Source organism: Mucilaginibacter mallensis (assembly GCF_900105165.1).
Taxonomy (GTDB): domain Bacteria; phylum Bacteroidota; class Bacteroidia; order Sphingobacteriales; family Sphingobacteriaceae; genus Mucilaginibacter; species Mucilaginibacter mallensis.
In genome coordinates this window covers 2,702,125-2,719,625 of record NZ_LT629740.1, presented here as the reverse complement: position 1 = coordinate 2,719,625, position 17,501 = coordinate 2,702,125, and the positions used below count along the sequence as shown (strand labels likewise).

The window sequence follows — 17,501 nt, the reverse complement described above, 5'->3', positions numbered from 1 at the left end:
ACAGATGAAGAATTACAAAAGAATAGGATTGGTATTGGTTGCAACCTTACTGTCAGTAACAGTAAATGTTGCATCCGCACAGGATGCCGCTCATCAATATGATCATAAAACGTTAGAAATTGGCGCCAGTGCTCCGGATTTTAGTCTGCCGGGCATTGATGGTAAAACGTACATGCTTAACTCGTTTAAAAATGCCAAAGTATTGGTGGTGGTGTTTATGTGCAATCATTGCCCAACCTCGCAGGCTTATGAGCAACGCATCATAAAATTAACCAGCGATTATGCTCCTAAAAGCGTAGCTCTGGTTGCTATCAACCCTAACAATCCCAACGGGTTGCGTTTGGATGAGTTGGGCTATAGTGATGTGGGTGATTCATTTGATGATATGAAAGTACGTGCAAAAGATGCAGGTTTTAATTTTCCTTATTTGTATGATGGAGATACAGAGATAACTTCGGACAAATATGGCCCGGTATCAACTCCACATGTTTTTATTTTTGATAAGGACAGGAAGCTACGCTATAACGGCCGGATAGATGACATGGAGAATCCTGCCAAAACACCGCATAGTCTGGACGCACGCAATGCAATTGATGCGATATTGAGCGGGAAGGAAGTACCTGTTGCGGTTACTAAAACCTTTGGCTGCTCCATAAAATGGAAAGATAAAAGTGACTGGATACAAAAAGCAACCATTCAATGGGCCAAGGAACCTGTGAAATTGGATACTATCAGCGCCAGCGGCATAGCTGAAATTGTAAAAAATCATACCGATAAGTTAAGACTGATAAACGTTTGGGCTACCTGGTGCGGGCCATGCGTAGCTGAGTTTGCTGATCTGGTTACGCTTAATCATACCTATCGCGACCGGGGATTGGAATTTGTAAGTATCAGTGCCGATGATCCCTCAAGAACGGATAAGGCGCTTAAATTTTTGGTAAGTAAGCAAGCATCCGGCCCTAATTATATCTATACTGGTGACGATAAATACAAAATGATTGATGCAGTTGACCCTAAATGGGATGGAGCGCTGCCTTATACTATGTTAGTTGATCCCGATGGTAAAATTGTATATGCCCACCAGGGTGCTATTGATCCGGAAGAATTAAGAAAGGTAATCTTTAATGATCCTTTAATGGGAAGGATATATAAATAGGTATTTTTTATGTTTGAATTTAGTTTGATTAACCTGCTGTAATTAATTACAGCGGGTTTTTTACTGCCTCAATTAAAAAATCATACAGGTTAATTTCTGTTGCGAGGTTCAGCTTTTTACGGATACGGTACCGACTGATCTCAACTCCCTTGAGCGAGATATTCATTAGCTGTGCGATTTCTTTTGAACTAAGGTTTAATCTTAAATAAGCGCATAACTTTAAATCGGTTGAGCTAAGATCAGGGAACTTTGCTTTGATGATAGTGAGGAAGTTGTTGTGTACCTGGTCAAAATAAATGGCGAAATGATTCCAGTCGTCAGCATTCTTTTCTATCTCGTTCAATAATTTAAATACACTTCTGAATTCATATTCGGCATCCGGTATTTTTGTTTTTTTAACTAAGCTAAGCAATGCCTGTTTAAAGTTGATTAAAATCCCCCCGCGCTCAACAAGGTGCATGGTGATGGTTGCCAATTCTTTGTTTTTAAATTGTAGTTCAGCCTCTAAATTCTGGTTTTTTAGTGCGATGATCTCTTTTTCATTTCTATCGAGTTCAAGGCCATGCAAATAACTTAATCGTGCCTGTTCCTCTTCATGTTTCCTTTGTTGTATGGCAAATCTTCTCCGTTGCCATAGGGTAAATATGCGGATCAAAATAACAGCCAAAACCACGTAAAACAAGTAGATCCATGCGGTTTGATACCATGCGGGGGTTATAATGAAGGTATAATTAACCGGCTGCGATTCATTACCCAGGTTGTTGCGTGCAATTACTGAAAATGTATAAATGCCATAAGGCAAATTGGTATAATCTTTTTCCGTTTTAACCGACCATGCCGACCATGCCTGGTCAAAGCCTTTCAACTTATATTTAAATTCAACATTACTTTTTTGCGCATACAAGCTTGATGAATACTCAAAATGGAAAGAGTTCCACTGGTTAGGCAGGCTGATCACCTGTTTAAGGTTTTGGTCTGATGCTGCATTATTCTCATTAAAAAAGTACCCACCAAAAATAAGGCTGTCTTTATCAGCAATAGCTTTTACAGTGCTCAGCATCACCTTTAACGGCATTGCTGACTGTGTGTATTTGCTATAATTTAAATGGAAAACCCCATCGTTTGAACCAATGAAAATGTTCTGATTATTGTATGGATAAATAAATTCAAGCCCCTTTACGGTTTGTGCTGTTAGCTCCGGAAAATAAATGACGGTATATGGCTGTTGAGCAGTTCTCTTACTGAAATCAATTACCCCAACCCGCTGATCATTCACAAACCAAATATTGCCGGTATTATCAGCAGTAAGATATTCAACAGCAGTATTTTTAAAAACAGGGGAGAAAAAGGTTGATACGACAAATCTGTCGGTAGCGGCATTGTATTCATATAGCCCTTTTTCAGTTGCTACTAATACCTTGTTTTTGATAAAGTAAACATGGTTGTTTTGGGTTGATGGTAAGCCATTATCTAGTGTATAGTTTTTGTGATGGATGATCGTTTTCCCATCCGCAGAAAGCTGTATTTTAAAAACTCCTCTATAAGGATGTGATGCCCATACATTGCCATGATTATCAATCGTAACATTATTTAACGACTCATATACACCCTCCAGTTTGCCGCCATCTGTAAAACTTCCATCTGTTGTTTTGTTAAGGAGTTCAAGCCCGGTATAAGTACCTGCAATAATATCATGTGCAGCAGGGTAGGCCTGGAAAGACCATACGCCCTGATGTGTCATTAAGGGAACGGCTTTGTTATCCTTAACAATAAAAGCCCCATCTTGATGGCCTAAAAGAAGCTTATGATCTATCTCATTCAGGCTCCATACCTGGCCTTTAGTATTGGCGACTTCGTTAAATGTGCCGTTACTGTTGCTTATATCGCTGGCCACATTATTTAATGGAATATTATACAATCCGTTAGATGTACCGATAAACAGCTTTTTATCAAATATTTTTATGGCCGAACTAACAGTTTGATTGCCTTTAACCGGGTATATACTTTTTACCGATGTATTAGAATTTATAAATGATACACCGTTTTCGAGCCCGAGCCAAATGTTTTTATCATGGTCGGCCAAAATTCGGTATACATTTGAGTTTTGCAGGCCTTCTGTATTTGATAGCTTTTGGATCAGTTGTCCTTTTGCATTAATTATTAAAAGCCCGTTTGCCACTGTACCAATAGCATATTTATTCGAATCTATTCTTTGAACACAATTTACCAGGTCATTAGCAATAATGGCATCTATCTGAGTAGTCTTTTTGGTGAGGGTTTGCCCATGCAATAAATAAAGCCCCTGTTTCTGGCTGGTAACCAGCAGTGTATCGTTACTGTAATTACAGATACCTGTTATGCGCATTCCTTTTAGAGCAGGCTTTGCAATCTGTGTTTCCCAATTATTTTTTTTAAATATTGATAGCCCGGTTTCCTTATCAAATGCAAATACAGACTGATTTACCTTTGTTAAATATTTCCAGCCATCGGGCGCGTCAAATACAGTAATATGATTGTTTTTATATTGAAAAATAGCTTCAATAGTACGGAAGAAAACATGATCGCCATCAATTATTATATCCCATATATCGGCAAACTGTTTTGCTTGTAGTGGTAATAATTTTTTTATAGAATGAAATTTTAAAACTCCGTACTGGTTAGGGTAGAAGTAGCCCACCTCATCCTGCCCGCCAGCATAAATTTTGCCACTCGCATCAATCGCTATTGATTTTATGGAGGTGTGGTTAGGCATTGGGTACACTTTCCAATAATTACCGTCGAAAGTTAATAATCCATCATCATTGGCAAAGTATAGTATGCCTGCTTTGTCCTGTTTTGCATCGTAGATCTGTGTGGCTGCATTGTAATCATTGCTTTTATAATTCCTGATCGCAGGCAAACCTATAGTGGTTTGAGCAAATGCTGGGCTTACGGAAAATAAATATATGGCAATAAAAAAAATGGCTCTGTTCATTATAAAAACTGATCGTGATAGTAAATTAAATGTCAATATAGAGTATTTTAAAGATTGCAAAATACCTAAGCCGCTTTTAATGCATTTAGTAGTACTAATGTAGTGGTAAACAAATTGACTTTATTTAATTGGATGTTGATATTTGGATAGCTAATACACTCATAGTTAAATTACTATAAACCAATTATAAAATGATAAATAATCCACTGAAAAAAAGTGTAGTACTAATACTGGTCTGTTTTTGGGCCATGGGGTTACAGGTTTACGCGCAACAACGCTTCAAAGTATTGGTAGTGGCCTCACGTGCCAGTGATCATTTAAAGATGATTGCCGCGGCTAAACCTTTCTTTGAAGAACTCGGCAAAAAGAGCGGTTTTGATGTTGATTTTACCGATGATACCAGCAAAATTAATGATGCCAACCTGGCCAATTACCAGGTTTTTGTAATGCTGCAACTGGCGCCGTTTGATATGTCGTACAGGCAGCAGGCGGCTTTGCAAAAGTTTGCATCGCAGGGTAAAGGTTGGGTAGGCATTCATGCAGCCGGACTAACCGGGCAGGAGTTTTTGGCAAAGAATACTGTTTACTGGCAATGGTTCGAGGGCTTTATGGGCGGAGTGATCTATTCACCACATCCGGCTTTTCAAAAGGCTACAGTTATAGTTGAGGACCGGAAGCACCCCGCTACAATGCACTTGCCTGCGAAGTTTGAAATAAGTGACGAATGGTACGAGTGGGATAAAAGTCCACGCCCCAACGTGCGTGTATTGGCCAGTGTTGATGAATCAACCTACAAGCAAAATAAACCAATGGGCGATCACCCGGTGATCTGGACAAATGAAAACTTCAGGCGGATGATCTATATTAGTATAGGCCATTCCCCTGATGATTTTACAAATCAAAATTATGTAACACTAATGCACGATGCCATTATATGGGCAGCATCTAAATAAAAAAAAATATTAAGCACTTAACTATGAAAAAGACCCTGTTATTGATCTTTATTTACCTTTTTAGCTTAGGCGCATTAACTGCGCAAATAAAATCGCCTCGTTTTAGAGTGATAGCACTTTATGAAAATGGTGGACATCATATTGAATATTCAAAGGCGGCGCGGGTATGGCTGGATAAGTTGGCAGCCGACAGTAATTTTAGTATCGATTATATTCAGAACACGGATAGTATTGATGATAAATTCCTGTCGAAATATCAATTGTTCATCCAGTTGGATTATCCGCCATATGCATGGAAGGATAAAGCAGTAACCGCATTTCAGAACTATATTACCGAGGGTAAGGGTGGCTGGATCGGCTTTCATCACGCCACATTAATCGGTGAGTTCGATGGTTTTCCGATGTGGGAATGGTTCCACCAGTTTATGGGCGATATCAGATTCAAAAACTACATAGCCACCTTTGCAAAGGCTACGGTTGATGTGGAGGATAAGAATAACCCCGTTATGAAGGGCGTATCGCCAAAGTTTGTAGTTGAAAAAGAGGAGTGGTACACTTATGATAAGGATCCGCGGCCCAATGTACATGTGATCGCTACTGTTGATGAATCAACCTACGAGCCTAACTCAGCTATTAAAATGGGCGGCGATCATCCTGTAATATGGACTAACCCTAACTACAAGGCTAAGAATGTGTACATATTTATGGGCCATTCACCTATACTTTTTGAAAGTAAGGATTACAAAAGGCTGTTTACCAACGCTATTTTTTGGGCAGCCAGTAAGTAATTTATTGATGTGATATTTGGGACTGTGATCACTTTTTCACAGCCCAAAATATGGCATTACGCACTAGGGTAGTATAATTCTCATCCTGAAATAAGGATGGGAAATGCCCCATGGCAATGTAAATGTTCCTGGCTTTTACATGCTCATTTGTCCATATAACCGGGTGGTCGCCCATCTTCACATTTTTCTGCGGATCATAAGTATCTTCGTTAATACTTGCCAATACGTGTACATTAGCCCGAGGGCTTTGGTTATAGATATACCATTCATCCTTTGTTGTGAATGATGTCGGCAAACCTTTCATAATAGGATGGTTTTTATCCTCCACAGTTAACGATGCCGATGCGCCGCCCGGTATGTAATTCTTAAATTCAATACCACCCATAAATTGCGAATACCACTGCCACATCGGGTAACCATCAAATACACCTAAAAGCGTAGGATGGTGAAAACCTATCCAGCCACCTTTGCCCTTTTTAATATAATTTTCAAAAGCCATTTGCGCGGTATCGCTCCATGGGTATGGCGGGTAATCTAGTTGGATGAACAATTGATATCTGCGTAAAAATGCTTTAGTTATTGGTTTGGTATCGGTGATGTAGTCAACGCTGAAATTGCTGTCGATAGCCAGTTTATTGAGCCAGATTTTTGCTGCAGTATCAAAACGTGCATGCCCGCCGCCAATCTCTGCAAGCGCAATTACTCTGAACTTGGGTTTGGTGACTTTTTGAGCTTGAGTTGTATGATTAATAGTCAGTAAAAGTAAAAGGCATATAAAAGCCGGCGTTATTTTCATTTTGCTTAGATTGAATACGAAAATAGCTCATTTTGGATATGATTTTCTTTGCCGCATAACATATCAATAAAGTGTAGTGCTTATGTAGGGCTGTGTATTTTAAGTTTAACCAGTTGATTCATGATATTTGAGAATACTTAATTATATCACAGATAATAAAAGCATATCATGTTTAAAACGCTGTTTTTCGGGGCACTTATTCTTTTTTCATTAAATACGCCGGCCCAAACCAGTAAAATAGATATCCCGATGAAAAAAGGGAAGGTTTATTACGAAAGAAGCTATAGGATAAGTGATAGTTCACAGCAAAATGAATTGTTTAAACGGGCCGAAAAATGGTTCAAACAAGATTTTCCGAATACACAAAAGATCAAAATATCAGCAGATAAAACAACCGGCGAAATTACAGGCACTGGCATATTTAAAATTGTGACCAGTAATACAGGCAACTATTACTTTATGCGCTTTGCTATCACCATTAAAGTGTACAATAGCGGTTACACTTATACGGCAGACAAGTTTTACGAGAAACCTATTGAAAGCGGTATATCCAATGAATACTCAAAAATAGAATACCGCTGGTGGGATTACAGGCAAGGCAAACCATGGTCGAAAGAGGATGAAACACTTTTTAAAGGGATAGCCTCAAATGAAACAGCTTTAATGGCATCGCTTGAAGATGAAATGAATAATAGATAATTCCACATGATAAAAAATATACTCAAAGCCATTTTCTGTTTTGCTATAGTACTGGTATTTAACCAACAGGCATCCGCGCAAGCGCAAAAAATCAGAGTGCTGGCATTTTACTCCACAAAAGTTGAATCAGATCATGTTGATTTTGCAAAGGATGCCATCAAATTTTATACAAAAATGGCTGCCGATAAAGGCTTTGCCTTTGACACTACCCAAAACTGGAATGAGCTAAATACAGAAAACCTGAAAAATTATAAAATGGTGATCTGGCTAAATGATTTCCCCCAAACGGAAGTACAGCGAAGCGATTTTGAGAAATATATGGAAAACGGCGGTGGCTGGATCGGCTTTCATGTGGCCGGTTATAATGACCAATATACCCACTGGCCCTGGTATGTAAGTTTTTTAGGCGGAGCTGTATTTTATAACAATAACTGGCCGCCATTGCCTGCTAAGGTTATTGTGGATGACAATACTCATCCGGCAACTAAACGACTGCCTAAGAGCTATATAGCGCCAATAAACGAATGGTATGGCTGGAAGCCTGATCCAAGGGATAATAAAGATGTAAGAGTATTAGTTACACTTGCGCCGTCAAACTATCCGTTAGGTAAAAAAGATATAATTACTGAGGGTGATATACCGGTGGTGTGGACGAACACCAAATACAAAATGATCTATATGAATATGGGTCACGGCGATCAGATATTTGATTCAGCAACGCAGAATAAAATGTTTGAGGACGCAGTTTTATGGCTTGCCAAATAAGGCGAAATAACAACCATAATTTACTTAGTAATCTTTAATCACAAATAAAATGATAAAAACCATTACCCTCTATGGCTGCCTCGTCCTGCTTTTATGCGCAGGTAAAACTTATGCGCAAACTGATAGCGTAACCTATCCGCTCGATCCGCTTACCGCAAAAGAAATGCAGCGCGTTGTACAAATATTAAAGGATAGTAAAACAACTACCGGCAAGGATATTTTCAATATCATCAACCTAAAGGAACCACCCAAGCGCGAGGTTTTGGCTTATAAGCCCGGCACACCTTTCAGGCGTGAAGCTTTTACCAGCTTTTATGATTACAGCAAAAATGGTGTTACCGAAGCGGTTGTTGATCTGAATACAAACAAGGTAGTGTCAGTTAAAAATATTCCAAATGTAATCGGCATGGGCCTTGAGGCTGATTCTGTTGCTAGTGATATTGTAAAGAAAGATAAGAACTGGGTCGCAGCATTGAAGAAAAGAGGGATCTCTATTGACTCCGTTACACATCGCAGCGTATTTACAGGTGATTTGGGCATAGGGCCGATTGGTCACCGGGAGCAATTGGTGATCGCCAGGCGTAAAAAGAATAATGTCGACATCGAGGGATTAATGGCTTATACCGATTTTACTACCGGTAAAATATTAAAGATTGTTGATGAGGGTAACAGCTTTAGCGGTATGGTTGATCTTAATTATTTTAATAAGGATTCGGTTAAAGAAGTTGAATCAGCACCAAAGCCCCTGATTATTACACAGCCAGAAGGTCACAACTTCCAGTTGAAGGGTCATGAAATTACCTGGCAAAACTGGAAAATGCGTTTCGGAGTTGATAATCGTGAGGGATTGGTGATCTACAATGTGCGATATGTGGATAATGGCAAGGAACGCTCGGTAATGTACCGTGGTTCGATGCCTGAAATGGTAGTGCCTTACGGGTCGCCCGATCTGTTCCAGGCAGCATATAACTTTTTTGATGCCGGGGAATACCGTTTAGGTCAAGGTACGGCACAGTCATTAAGTCCGGGTGCTGATGCGCCGGAAAACGCAGCTTATGTACCTGCAATATTGCATACAGAAAATGGCGTGCCGTTCCAGGTTGATAGGGCGGTGGCTGTTTATGAAGAGTATGGGGGGGTATTGTGGCGCCACGGCACAGTATCGCGCAGAGCTACTAACCTATGTATTAAATATTATACCATGATCGAGAATTACGACTATGCTTTTACATGGAAATTTCATCAGGATGGTACCATTGATGTAGATGTGGAGTTAACAGGTATTGTTGAAGTAAAAGGTGTGCATCGTATCAATGAGATGGATGCACCGGATAAGGATGATCTTTCTTATCAGGGGCATACGTTCGGTACTTTGGTACATCCGCATGTGGAGGCTATCAATCACCAGCACTTTTTTGTTTTCAGGTTGGATATGGATATAGATGGTGCCAATAACAATGCAGTTGAGGAGATGAACAGTAAATTAGTGCCTCCGGGGCCGCAAAACCCCTACGGCAATGCTTTTTATGTTGATGCAACAAAATTTAAGACAGAACAGGAAGCACAGCGTGAAGTTAATTATGAAAGTGCCCGTAACTGGCATATCATGAATAACAATGAAATGAATGATCTGGGCCAGCATGTAGGTTATATGCTGATGCCTGGCGCACAAGCCAAAACATTTGTGCCCGAAGGTTCATCATTGCTGAAAAAAGCAAGTTTTTTAAATCACCAGGTATGGGTAACGCAATATCATGATGATGAGATCTATCCGGCCGGAAAATATCCTGCCAGTAACAAGGTATATGATGGCTTAGCCACATGGACAGCCCAGGACAGGGATATTGATAATAATGATATTGTGGTATGGTATGTAGCTGGCATTACACACATTGTAAGGCCTGAGGAATGGCCAATTATGTCGGTACATCATATGGGCTTCACATTAATGCCGTTTGGCTTCTTTTCAAGCAATCCTACTTTCGGTATTACCAATCCGGCTTTTATAAAGAAGGAGTTTAAAAATGTAGATAAAAAGCAAGCCGGTTCTGATATAGATCATCAATAAATAAAAACAGCCTGTAAGCAGAGGTGTTTACAGGCTGTTTTTATTTATTACAAAATCATTCCGATCTCAACACATAAGCAGTCTCATTTTTCACTTCTGACATTACCCAATAGCTGGTAAACATACCCACTCCGGGCAGTTTAGCCAATTTGTTCATCAATAGGGTGCTATATTCATCCATATCGCGTATAACAATCCGCAGCAAAAAATCGAAAGTTCCGGTCATGTGATAGCATTCCATTACCTCGTCTAATTTTACTGCTTCCTGCATAAAGGCGGTCAGGCTTTCTTCGGTATGCTTAACCAATTGCACCTGTATATAACCAACAAGCCCACGACCTATTTTTTTGGCATCGACAATGGCAGTAAAGCGTTTAATGTACCCCAGCTCCTGCAAACGCCTTACGCGGATATGGATAGGGGTAATGCTTTTATTCACCTTATGCGCCAACTCTTTATGTGATTGCCGGGCATCCTGCTGCAGTAATCTAAGGATCTCGTTATCTGTTTCATCAAGCACATACTTTGTCATACAGTTTCTGATTTAGTATATTGATAGGATGGTTCAAAAACCTCATTCATAAAGCTTTCGGCCTTTAAAACCATTTGTTCTGAACCAATAAATATGGGCGAGCGCTGGTGCAATGTATTTACCTCAACCTCCAAAATGCGCGTTGAGCCATTGGTTGCCCTGCCACCTGCTTGTTCAATTATAAACGATAGGGGATTACATTCATATACCAATCTCAACTTGCCGTTAGGGGCGGCGGCAGTACATGGGTAAATAAAGATTCCACCCTTTATCAGGTTCCGGTGCAGGTCGGCTACCATGGAGCCTATGTAGCGTGAAGTATAGGGGCGATTGCTTGCTTCATCCTCAACCTGGCAGTATTTAATATAGCTTTTCACGCCCTGCGGAAAATGAACGTAGTATCCTTCGTTGATAGAATATATAGTTCCGTTTTCTGGTATCTTCATTTCCGGGTGCGACAGGCAAAACTCACCAATTGATGGATCAAGTGTAAAGCCGTTCACACCACGGCCTGTTGTATAAACCAGCATGGTTGAGGAGCCGTAGATAATATATCCTGCCGCTACCTGCTCGGTACCTTTTTGCAATACATCGCTCAAAAGGGCAGGGCCCTCCGGTGATATACGTCGATAAATAGAAAATATAGTACCAACAGGCACGTTTACATCAATGTTTGATGAACCATCAAGGGGGTCAATAGCCACGATATACTTGGCACTTTTTGAAACCGCAGAATCAATAGGTATAACCGTTTCATTTTCTTCTGAGGCCACCATACAACATTCGCCACCACTGCGTAGAGCGGAGATAAATTGTTCATTGGCATACACATCCAGCTTTTGCTGAGATTCTCCTTGTATATTGGTGTTCCCGGCGCTGCCTAAAATATCCATAAGGCCTGCTTTATTAACCTCCCGGTTAACAATTTTTGCGGCTATGCCTATGTCCCTCAATAGCCTCGAAAGCTCGCCTTTTGCATATGGAAAATCGGCCTGCTTTTCAATGATAAATTGCCCCAGTGTAGTGAAATTATTCATATACTTAGTGTAAAATATACAGTATTAAATTGGTTAATTATTGGGACGAATGTAAGTTAAAATAAGAATAAAAAGCAAATTTTAAGCTTTATTTTAACGTTACTTAGTGTATTGAGATGTGAATTTAAACAATTAAAACTTTACTTTTTTATTAAAATAGGACTTTAAAAGAGGCTTAAATGGTCAATATGATCTAAATAAATATATTTAATAATCATTTTTTCTAAATAATAGCACTACTATGGCATGTTTTACTAAAACTGCAAACCTTTACAGTAAAGAAATTGAGGTTTATGGAAAAGTTGGAGCTACAAAATTTATCACTTAAATCACGGGGTTATTATCAGTTAACTGTTGAAGAATTAGTTCAGCAAACACTGTTAAGAAAAGAGGGAGTTTTGAATGATACCGGGGCGCTTGTTATTAACACCGGTGAATTTACCGGCAGGAGCCCGGCTGATAAATTTATAGTGAAAGATGAGATCACAAGGGAAACTGTCGACTGGAATAAATTCAATCATCCGCTCGATGAATCTTACTTTTTAATCTTGAAAGATGAAATGCTGGCATATCTTGTACAGCAAAGCGATATATGGATCAGGGATGCTTATGCCTGTGCCGATCCTGCTGTGCGTTTGAAATTGCGCGTAATAAATGAAAATCCGTGGGGGAATCATTTTGCCGCCAATATGTTTATCGACCCTGCTGAAACCGAATTGAAAAACTTTAAGCCGGAATGGCTCATCATCCAGGCACCCGGGTTTAAAGCTAACCCGGCTCACCACGGCACAAGGCAAAGTAATTTTACGGTGGTTTCATTTGAGCATAAAACTATACTCATAGGCGGTACGGGTTATACCGGCGAGATTAAAAAAGGGGTGTTTACAGTGCTTAATTTTATTTTGCCCCAGCACAATATATTAAGCATGCATTGCAGTGCCAATGAGGGTAAAAAAGGAGATACTGCCTTATTCTTCGGCCTTAGCGGAACGGGGAAAACTACATTAAGTTCAGATCCCGAACGGAAATTAATTGGCGATGACGAGCACGGATGGGATGAAAAAGGTATTTTTAACTGCGAAGGAGGGTGCTACGCCAAGATCATTAATTTGTCGGCTGAATATGAACCCGATATTTTTGGAGCTATTCGTGAAGGGGCTTTAGTGGAAAATACCATGTTTATAAATGGCACCAATAAAATAGATTTTAAATGCAAGGCGATTACCGAAAATACAAGAGTAAGTTATCCGCTGAATTATATCAAAAACAGTAAAATTCCATCTACTGCGGTTACGCCTAAAAACCTGTTCTTTTTAACATGCGATGCGTATGGAGTGTTCCCACCCATCAGTAAACTAACCTATGAACAGGCCATGTATTATTTTATTAATGGTTATACAGCAAAGGTGGCAGGTACCGAGGAAGGGGTCAAAGAGCCGCAGGTAACCTTTAGCGCCTGTTTCGGCGCCCCGTTTTTGCCATTGCACCCCGGGGCTTACGCACATTTACTTAAAGAAAAACTGGAAAATCATCAAACTAATGTATGGATGATAAACACAGGGTGGACAGGCGGAGCTTATGGGACAGGCAAACGCATAAGCATAGCTTATACCAGGGCCATGATATCCGCTGCGCTAAACGGACAATTAAATGAGGTAGCATATCAACCACATCCTGTTTTTGGGATCCAGATGCCGCAAAGTTGTCCAAATGTACCGTCAGAGATCTTAGATCCGGCTAAAACATGGGCAGATCGAAAAGCTTATGATAAAACTGCTTTAGCATTGGCTCAAAAGTTTAAGGAGAATTTCAGTCTGTATCAAAATGAATACCTGGAATACGCTCTTTAATTAAGATCAATCCAACCAATAACTCAATAACTACTAAACTAAATACCCGGCCAGCAAAGCGCAATAATTTATTGCGCTTTTATGCTGGGTATACTCAACTTGTAAGCTGAATTTATTTTTTACACCTAATATTCATCGCATCTTGTTAAAATAATGATAGCAAATGCGAAAAATTCATTGCCCGGCGATTTTAATTAAGCCTAACTTTAGCGCTCAATTATCAATCATGTATCCTAAATATCGTATCGCTGCCCTATTCCTGTTATTTATATCTCTGTTTTTTGTTAAAGTTGTTAATGCCCAATCTGAACTTGCCCCTTGGGGAAATATCATGGGAATTCGCCAGCAAGGACAGCTTTTTGATTTTCAAACTAGTTTAAATGTGGTAGCTAAAGGTGGTTCAAATACATCATCTACAGCTAAAGAAGCGCAAAGGCCACATTATGTACGTGATGGCAACAAGCAAATAGTTACAACTAACATAGACAGCCTTTATTTTAAGGAAACAGTAACAGATGAAGCAGAGGGTAAAATAACAGTAAATGTTAAAGTAAATGCAAAAAAAGATACTGCGGTTGATGGGGTATATTTTTGTATCAGTCTGCCGGACAAGGATTATGGCAGCGGCGAATTAAACCTTGAAAGATTAGCTAGTGGCTCATTAATGACAAATGGCTTTAGTATTAGTTCGCATCATCGGGTATTTAATATCGCCTTTGATAAGCCTGCAGCAGTGATCATGAAAAATGATACCGGAAAAGCCGGTAATAAATTGTTTTTTGTAGCTCTTACCCTGCAAGGTATACATAAAGAGGATTCACTACAAAATACTTTCACTATAAAAGTATCAGGCGATATTGATAAGTCGCCTGTAAATATAGCCGTAAATACAGCTGTGCGGGGTCGTCCGTTTGATGGCTTGGGGGGCAATTTTCGTCTGCAAAATCCGAAGTACGATCCACAGGTCATTGATTATTGCCTGGATAATCTCCGCGTTGCCTGGGGACGGGTTGAAATGCCATGGCGTTTTTGGCAACCGCAGGAAAATATGTCTCCTGCCGATTCATCCAATCAGGCCAAACCTGTAATTAATGCAATGCTAATGGCACAACGATTGGGTAAAAAAGGTATCCCGCTTATTCTTTCAGCTTGGTTCCCGCCAACATGGGCTATAACTGGTAAGTTTAACTTCAGGCCGGTTAACGGTGTTTGGGGTAATCCGCTGAATCCGGATAAGATGCAGGAAATCTACAAGTCGATCACTGATTATATACTTTATCTGAAAAATCATTATGGGGTAGAAGTAAGCTTATTTTCTTTCAATGAATCGGACCTGGGTATAAATGTTAGGGTTACCGCGAAGGAGCATGACGAGTTGATAAAAGGTCTGGGGGCATATTTTGTTTCGCATGGCCTCAAAACAAAAATGCTTTTAGGTGATAATTCAGATGCGACAACTTACAAGTTTATTTATCCAGCACTTAATGATTCCGCTGCATTGCCTTATATTGGTGCTATTTCGTTCCATTCATGGCGTGGATGGGATACGGAGACACTACAAAAGTGGGCTGACGCCGCGAAACAGATTAATGTATCGCTTATAGTAGGCGAGGGCAGTATTGATGCACAGGCATGGGGTTATCCGCAGATATTCCAGGAACCAACCTATGCTTTGCAGGAGATCAATCTATATACCCGTTTGCTTAATATTTGCCAGCCATTAACCATACTACAATGGCAGTTAACTTCTGATTATTCACCACTTATAGGCGGGGGGATTTTTGGCAATAATGAACCACTGCACCCCGGCCAACGTTTTTGGAACCTTAAGCAACTGGCATCAACTCCCGGGCATCTTTTCGCTATGCCGATTATCAGTAGTGCCAGTGATGTATCCTGTGCTGCCTTGGGTGATAATAACAAAGGCATCTACACCCTGCACTTGGTCAACAACGGAACAACCCGCAAAGTAACTTTAACGGGGCTGCCCGCTAATTTAAAACGAATGCACCTGTATGTTACTAATCAAACAGCAAATATGCAGGAAACACCAATTTCAAAGCCAGCGGATGGTACAATCACATTTGAAATGAATGCGACCAGCTATTATACGCTTACAGTTAGTAAATAAACTATATTTAGAGGTGTATATATGTGTTATCACTAAAAAAAGCAATAACCGTTCGCATTTTTCCAATTTATACTTTTTACTGTGATGTAGTTTTGGGTAACAAATTAACAACAATCATGAAAAAATCATATCATATATTGCTTTTATTGCTTATCACAGTATTATCAGTAAAACACGCAAATGCCCAGGTAAGTGATACCTCAAGATTATTTAAAACACTGAAAACAGCCGATAGCCTGGTTTTTAGCGTAGGTTACAATAAATGCGACATTAGTCAATTTGAACAGCTTATTGGCGACGATTTTGAGTTTTACCACGATCAGGGTGGTTATATCCATACAAAAGAGGGATTTATCAACAGCATCAAAACTAACATTTGCTCTGGTTCATTTAAGGCCAGAAGAGAACTTGTTGAAGGTAGTTTAAAGGTTTATCCGCTTTACAATAATGGGGTTTTATATGCTGCATTACAGATGGGCCTACATCGTTTTTATCAAACAAATAAAGGTAAACCCGAAAGACTATCAGGCATTGCCCAATTTACTACGTTATGGGTAAAAAATGGCGACAAATGGCAAATGAAAAGGATTTTGAGCTATGATCATAAGGATGATCCTTTACCCGGAATAGGTGAAGCACAAATGTTTGATGATGATGCCGCGATAAACAGCTGGCTGGCAGTCAACCATGTTCCGGCCGTAGGAATAGGCATAATTGAAAATGGTAAATTACAGGATGTAAAGGTTTATGGCGAGCTTAAAAAAGGTGATCCTGCGCCTTATAATGCCATTTTCACTATAGCGTCATTAACTAAGCCCATCACCAGTATGCTAACGCTGAAACTGGTGAGTATGGGCAAATGGGACCTGGATGAACCGCTTGACCATTACTGGATAGACCCTGATGTAAAGGACGACCCAAGGCACAAAAAATTAACTACCCGTATTATTCTTAGTCACCAGTCGGGCTTTGCAAACTGGCGCTACCTGAATGCCGATAAAAAGCTTCATTTTGAATTTGAACCGGGAACGAAATACCAGTACTCAGGTGAAGGCTTTGAATATTTACGTCGTGCGCTGGAGCACAAGTTTCATACCACGCTTGATAAATTGGCAGATTCTCTGATTTTTAAACCATTGAGCATGCATGATACCCATTATGTTTGGAGCGATGAAATAGATACCAACAGGCTTGCTCATGGGTTTGATCCTAATGGGAATATGTACCCGGTAATTAAAAACACAACAGCCAATGCCGCTGATATGGTACACACAACTATAGTCGACTATGGTGCATTTGTAGTTGCAGTAATGAATGGAAAGTTATTTACTCAAAGTATATATGACCAAATGATCACACACCAGGTACGCACAAAAGGCGATAAATACATGGGCCTGGGCTGGGAGGTATATGATATTGGAAATGGTCACTATGCTTTAGGGCATGGTGGATCTGAACAAGGAGTACATACACAGGTATTCATATTACCGCAATCAAAAAAGGGGCTTATCATTTTCACCAACGTTGATGACGGCTATAAGGTTTACACTAAACTACTTGACCAATATCTCGGTACTGACGGCAGAAAAATATTGGCACTGGAATTGCAATAACTAAAATCTCTCGTTTTACCCGGTCCCCCTCATCACTATTTATTCAATAGATTTGAGATGGATCGAGTAAAATATTTCTATTACTCACTGATTTTCAACCCCTAAGTCGAACGGGTGTTACCTACTTTGAAATAAGCGT

Annotated in this window: 13 protein-coding genes; 9 read left to right on the top strand and 4 right to left on the bottom strand. The window is 39.9% G+C overall.

The genetic code is table 11. The features are described 5' to 3' along the window. Window positions 1-4: 4 nt before the first annotated feature. Window positions 5-1,156, top strand: a complete 1,152-nt coding sequence (locus BLU33_RS11260) for a redoxin family protein (RefSeq protein ID WP_091372503.1) — start codon at window positions 5-7, stop codon at window positions 1,154-1,156. 46 nt (window positions 1,157-1,202) lie between these two features. On the opposite strand, the gene BLU33_RS11255 is transcribed toward BLU33_RS11260, so the two are convergent. Next, the gene (locus tag BLU33_RS11255; RefSeq protein ID WP_091372500.1) at window positions 1,203-4,130 is read right to left on the bottom strand and encodes a triple tyrosine motif-containing protein; all 2,928 of its coding nucleotides are present in this window, start codon (window positions 4,128-4,130) and stop codon (window positions 1,203-1,205) included. A 191-nt stretch (window positions 4,131-4,321) separates the two neighbouring features. Between BLU33_RS11255 and BLU33_RS11250 the strand changes: the two genes are divergently transcribed. Together BLU33_RS11250 and BLU33_RS11245 are read left to right on the top strand one after the other, a co-directional pair. After that, entirely contained in the window at window positions 4,322-5,083 is a 762-nt protein-coding gene (locus BLU33_RS11250) for a ThuA domain-containing protein (protein ID WP_091372498.1), read from the top strand. 23 nt (window positions 5,084-5,106) lie between these two features. Then, the gene (locus BLU33_RS11245) at window positions 5,107-5,871 is read left to right on the top strand and encodes a ThuA domain-containing protein (RefSeq protein WP_091372496.1); all 765 of its coding nucleotides are present in this window, start codon (window positions 5,107-5,109) and stop codon (window positions 5,869-5,871) included. Window positions 5,872-5,899: 28 nt separating this feature from the next. Here BLU33_RS11245 and BLU33_RS11240 read toward each other — a convergent pair whose 3' ends face one another. Then, the gene (locus tag BLU33_RS11240; protein WP_091372494.1) at window positions 5,900-6,667 is read right to left on the bottom strand and encodes a ThuA domain-containing protein; all 768 of its coding nucleotides are present in this window, start codon (window positions 6,665-6,667) and stop codon (window positions 5,900-5,902) included. 168 nt (window positions 6,668-6,835) lie between these two features. Here BLU33_RS11240 and BLU33_RS11235 point away from each other — a divergent pair, with 168 nt between their 5' ends. From BLU33_RS11235 to BLU33_RS11225, 3 genes are read left to right on the top strand one after another with little or no spacing between them, the layout of a single operon-like run. Beyond that, the gene (locus BLU33_RS11235; RefSeq protein WP_091372492.1) at window positions 6,836-7,366 is read left to right on the top strand and encodes a DUF4468 domain-containing protein; all 531 of its coding nucleotides are present in this window, start codon (window positions 6,836-6,838) and stop codon (window positions 7,364-7,366) included. A gap of 6 nt (window positions 7,367-7,372) precedes the next feature. Next, window positions 7,373-8,131 carry a ThuA domain-containing protein gene (locus tag BLU33_RS11230; protein WP_091372489.1) on the top strand — a complete coding sequence of 253 codons (759 nt, stop codon included), beginning with the start codon at window positions 7,373-7,375 and terminating at the stop codon, window positions 8,129-8,131. 49 nt (window positions 8,132-8,180) lie between these two features. Continuing rightward, window positions 8,181-10,199 (top strand): primary-amine oxidase, encoded by a 2,019-nt coding sequence (locus BLU33_RS11225; RefSeq protein WP_091372487.1) that lies wholly within the window; start codon window positions 8,181-8,183, stop codon window positions 10,197-10,199. 55 nt (window positions 10,200-10,254) lie between these two features. Here the strand turns inward: BLU33_RS11225 and BLU33_RS11220 are convergent, their stop codons facing one another. Continuing rightward, window positions 10,255-10,731 carry an Lrp/AsnC family transcriptional regulator gene (locus BLU33_RS11220; protein WP_091372485.1) on the bottom strand — a complete coding sequence of 159 codons (477 nt, stop codon included), beginning with the start codon at window positions 10,729-10,731 and terminating at the stop codon, window positions 10,255-10,257. After that, window positions 10,728-11,768 carry a class 1 fructose-bisphosphatase gene (gene fbp / locus BLU33_RS11215; protein ID WP_091372482.1) on the bottom strand — a complete coding sequence of 347 codons (1,041 nt, stop codon included), beginning with the start codon at window positions 11,766-11,768 and terminating at the stop codon, window positions 10,728-10,730. The genes BLU33_RS11220 and fbp overlap by 4 nt, the downstream gene beginning before the upstream one ends. Window positions 11,769-12,061: 293 nt before the next feature. On the opposite strand from fbp, the gene pckA reads away from it, so the two are divergent. The 3 genes from pckA to BLU33_RS11200 all read left to right on the top strand — a co-directional run bounded on the left by pckA (window position 12,062) and on the right by BLU33_RS11200 (window position 17,362). Continuing rightward, complete coding sequence (gene pckA / locus BLU33_RS11210) at window positions 12,062-13,618, top strand: phosphoenolpyruvate carboxykinase (ATP) (protein ID WP_091372480.1); 1,557 nt, start codon at window positions 12,062-12,064, stop codon at window positions 13,616-13,618. A gap of 226 nt (window positions 13,619-13,844) precedes the next feature. Then, window positions 13,845-15,749, top strand: a complete 1,905-nt coding sequence (locus BLU33_RS11205) for a glycoside hydrolase (protein ID WP_091372477.1) — start codon at window positions 13,845-13,847, stop codon at window positions 15,747-15,749. 116 nt (window positions 15,750-15,865) lie between these two features. Continuing rightward, on the top strand, window positions 15,866-17,362 hold the full coding sequence (locus BLU33_RS11200) for a serine hydrolase (protein ID WP_091372475.1): 1,497 nt from the start codon (window positions 15,866-15,868) through the stop codon (window positions 17,360-17,362). Window positions 17,363-17,501: the final 139 nt, after the last annotated feature.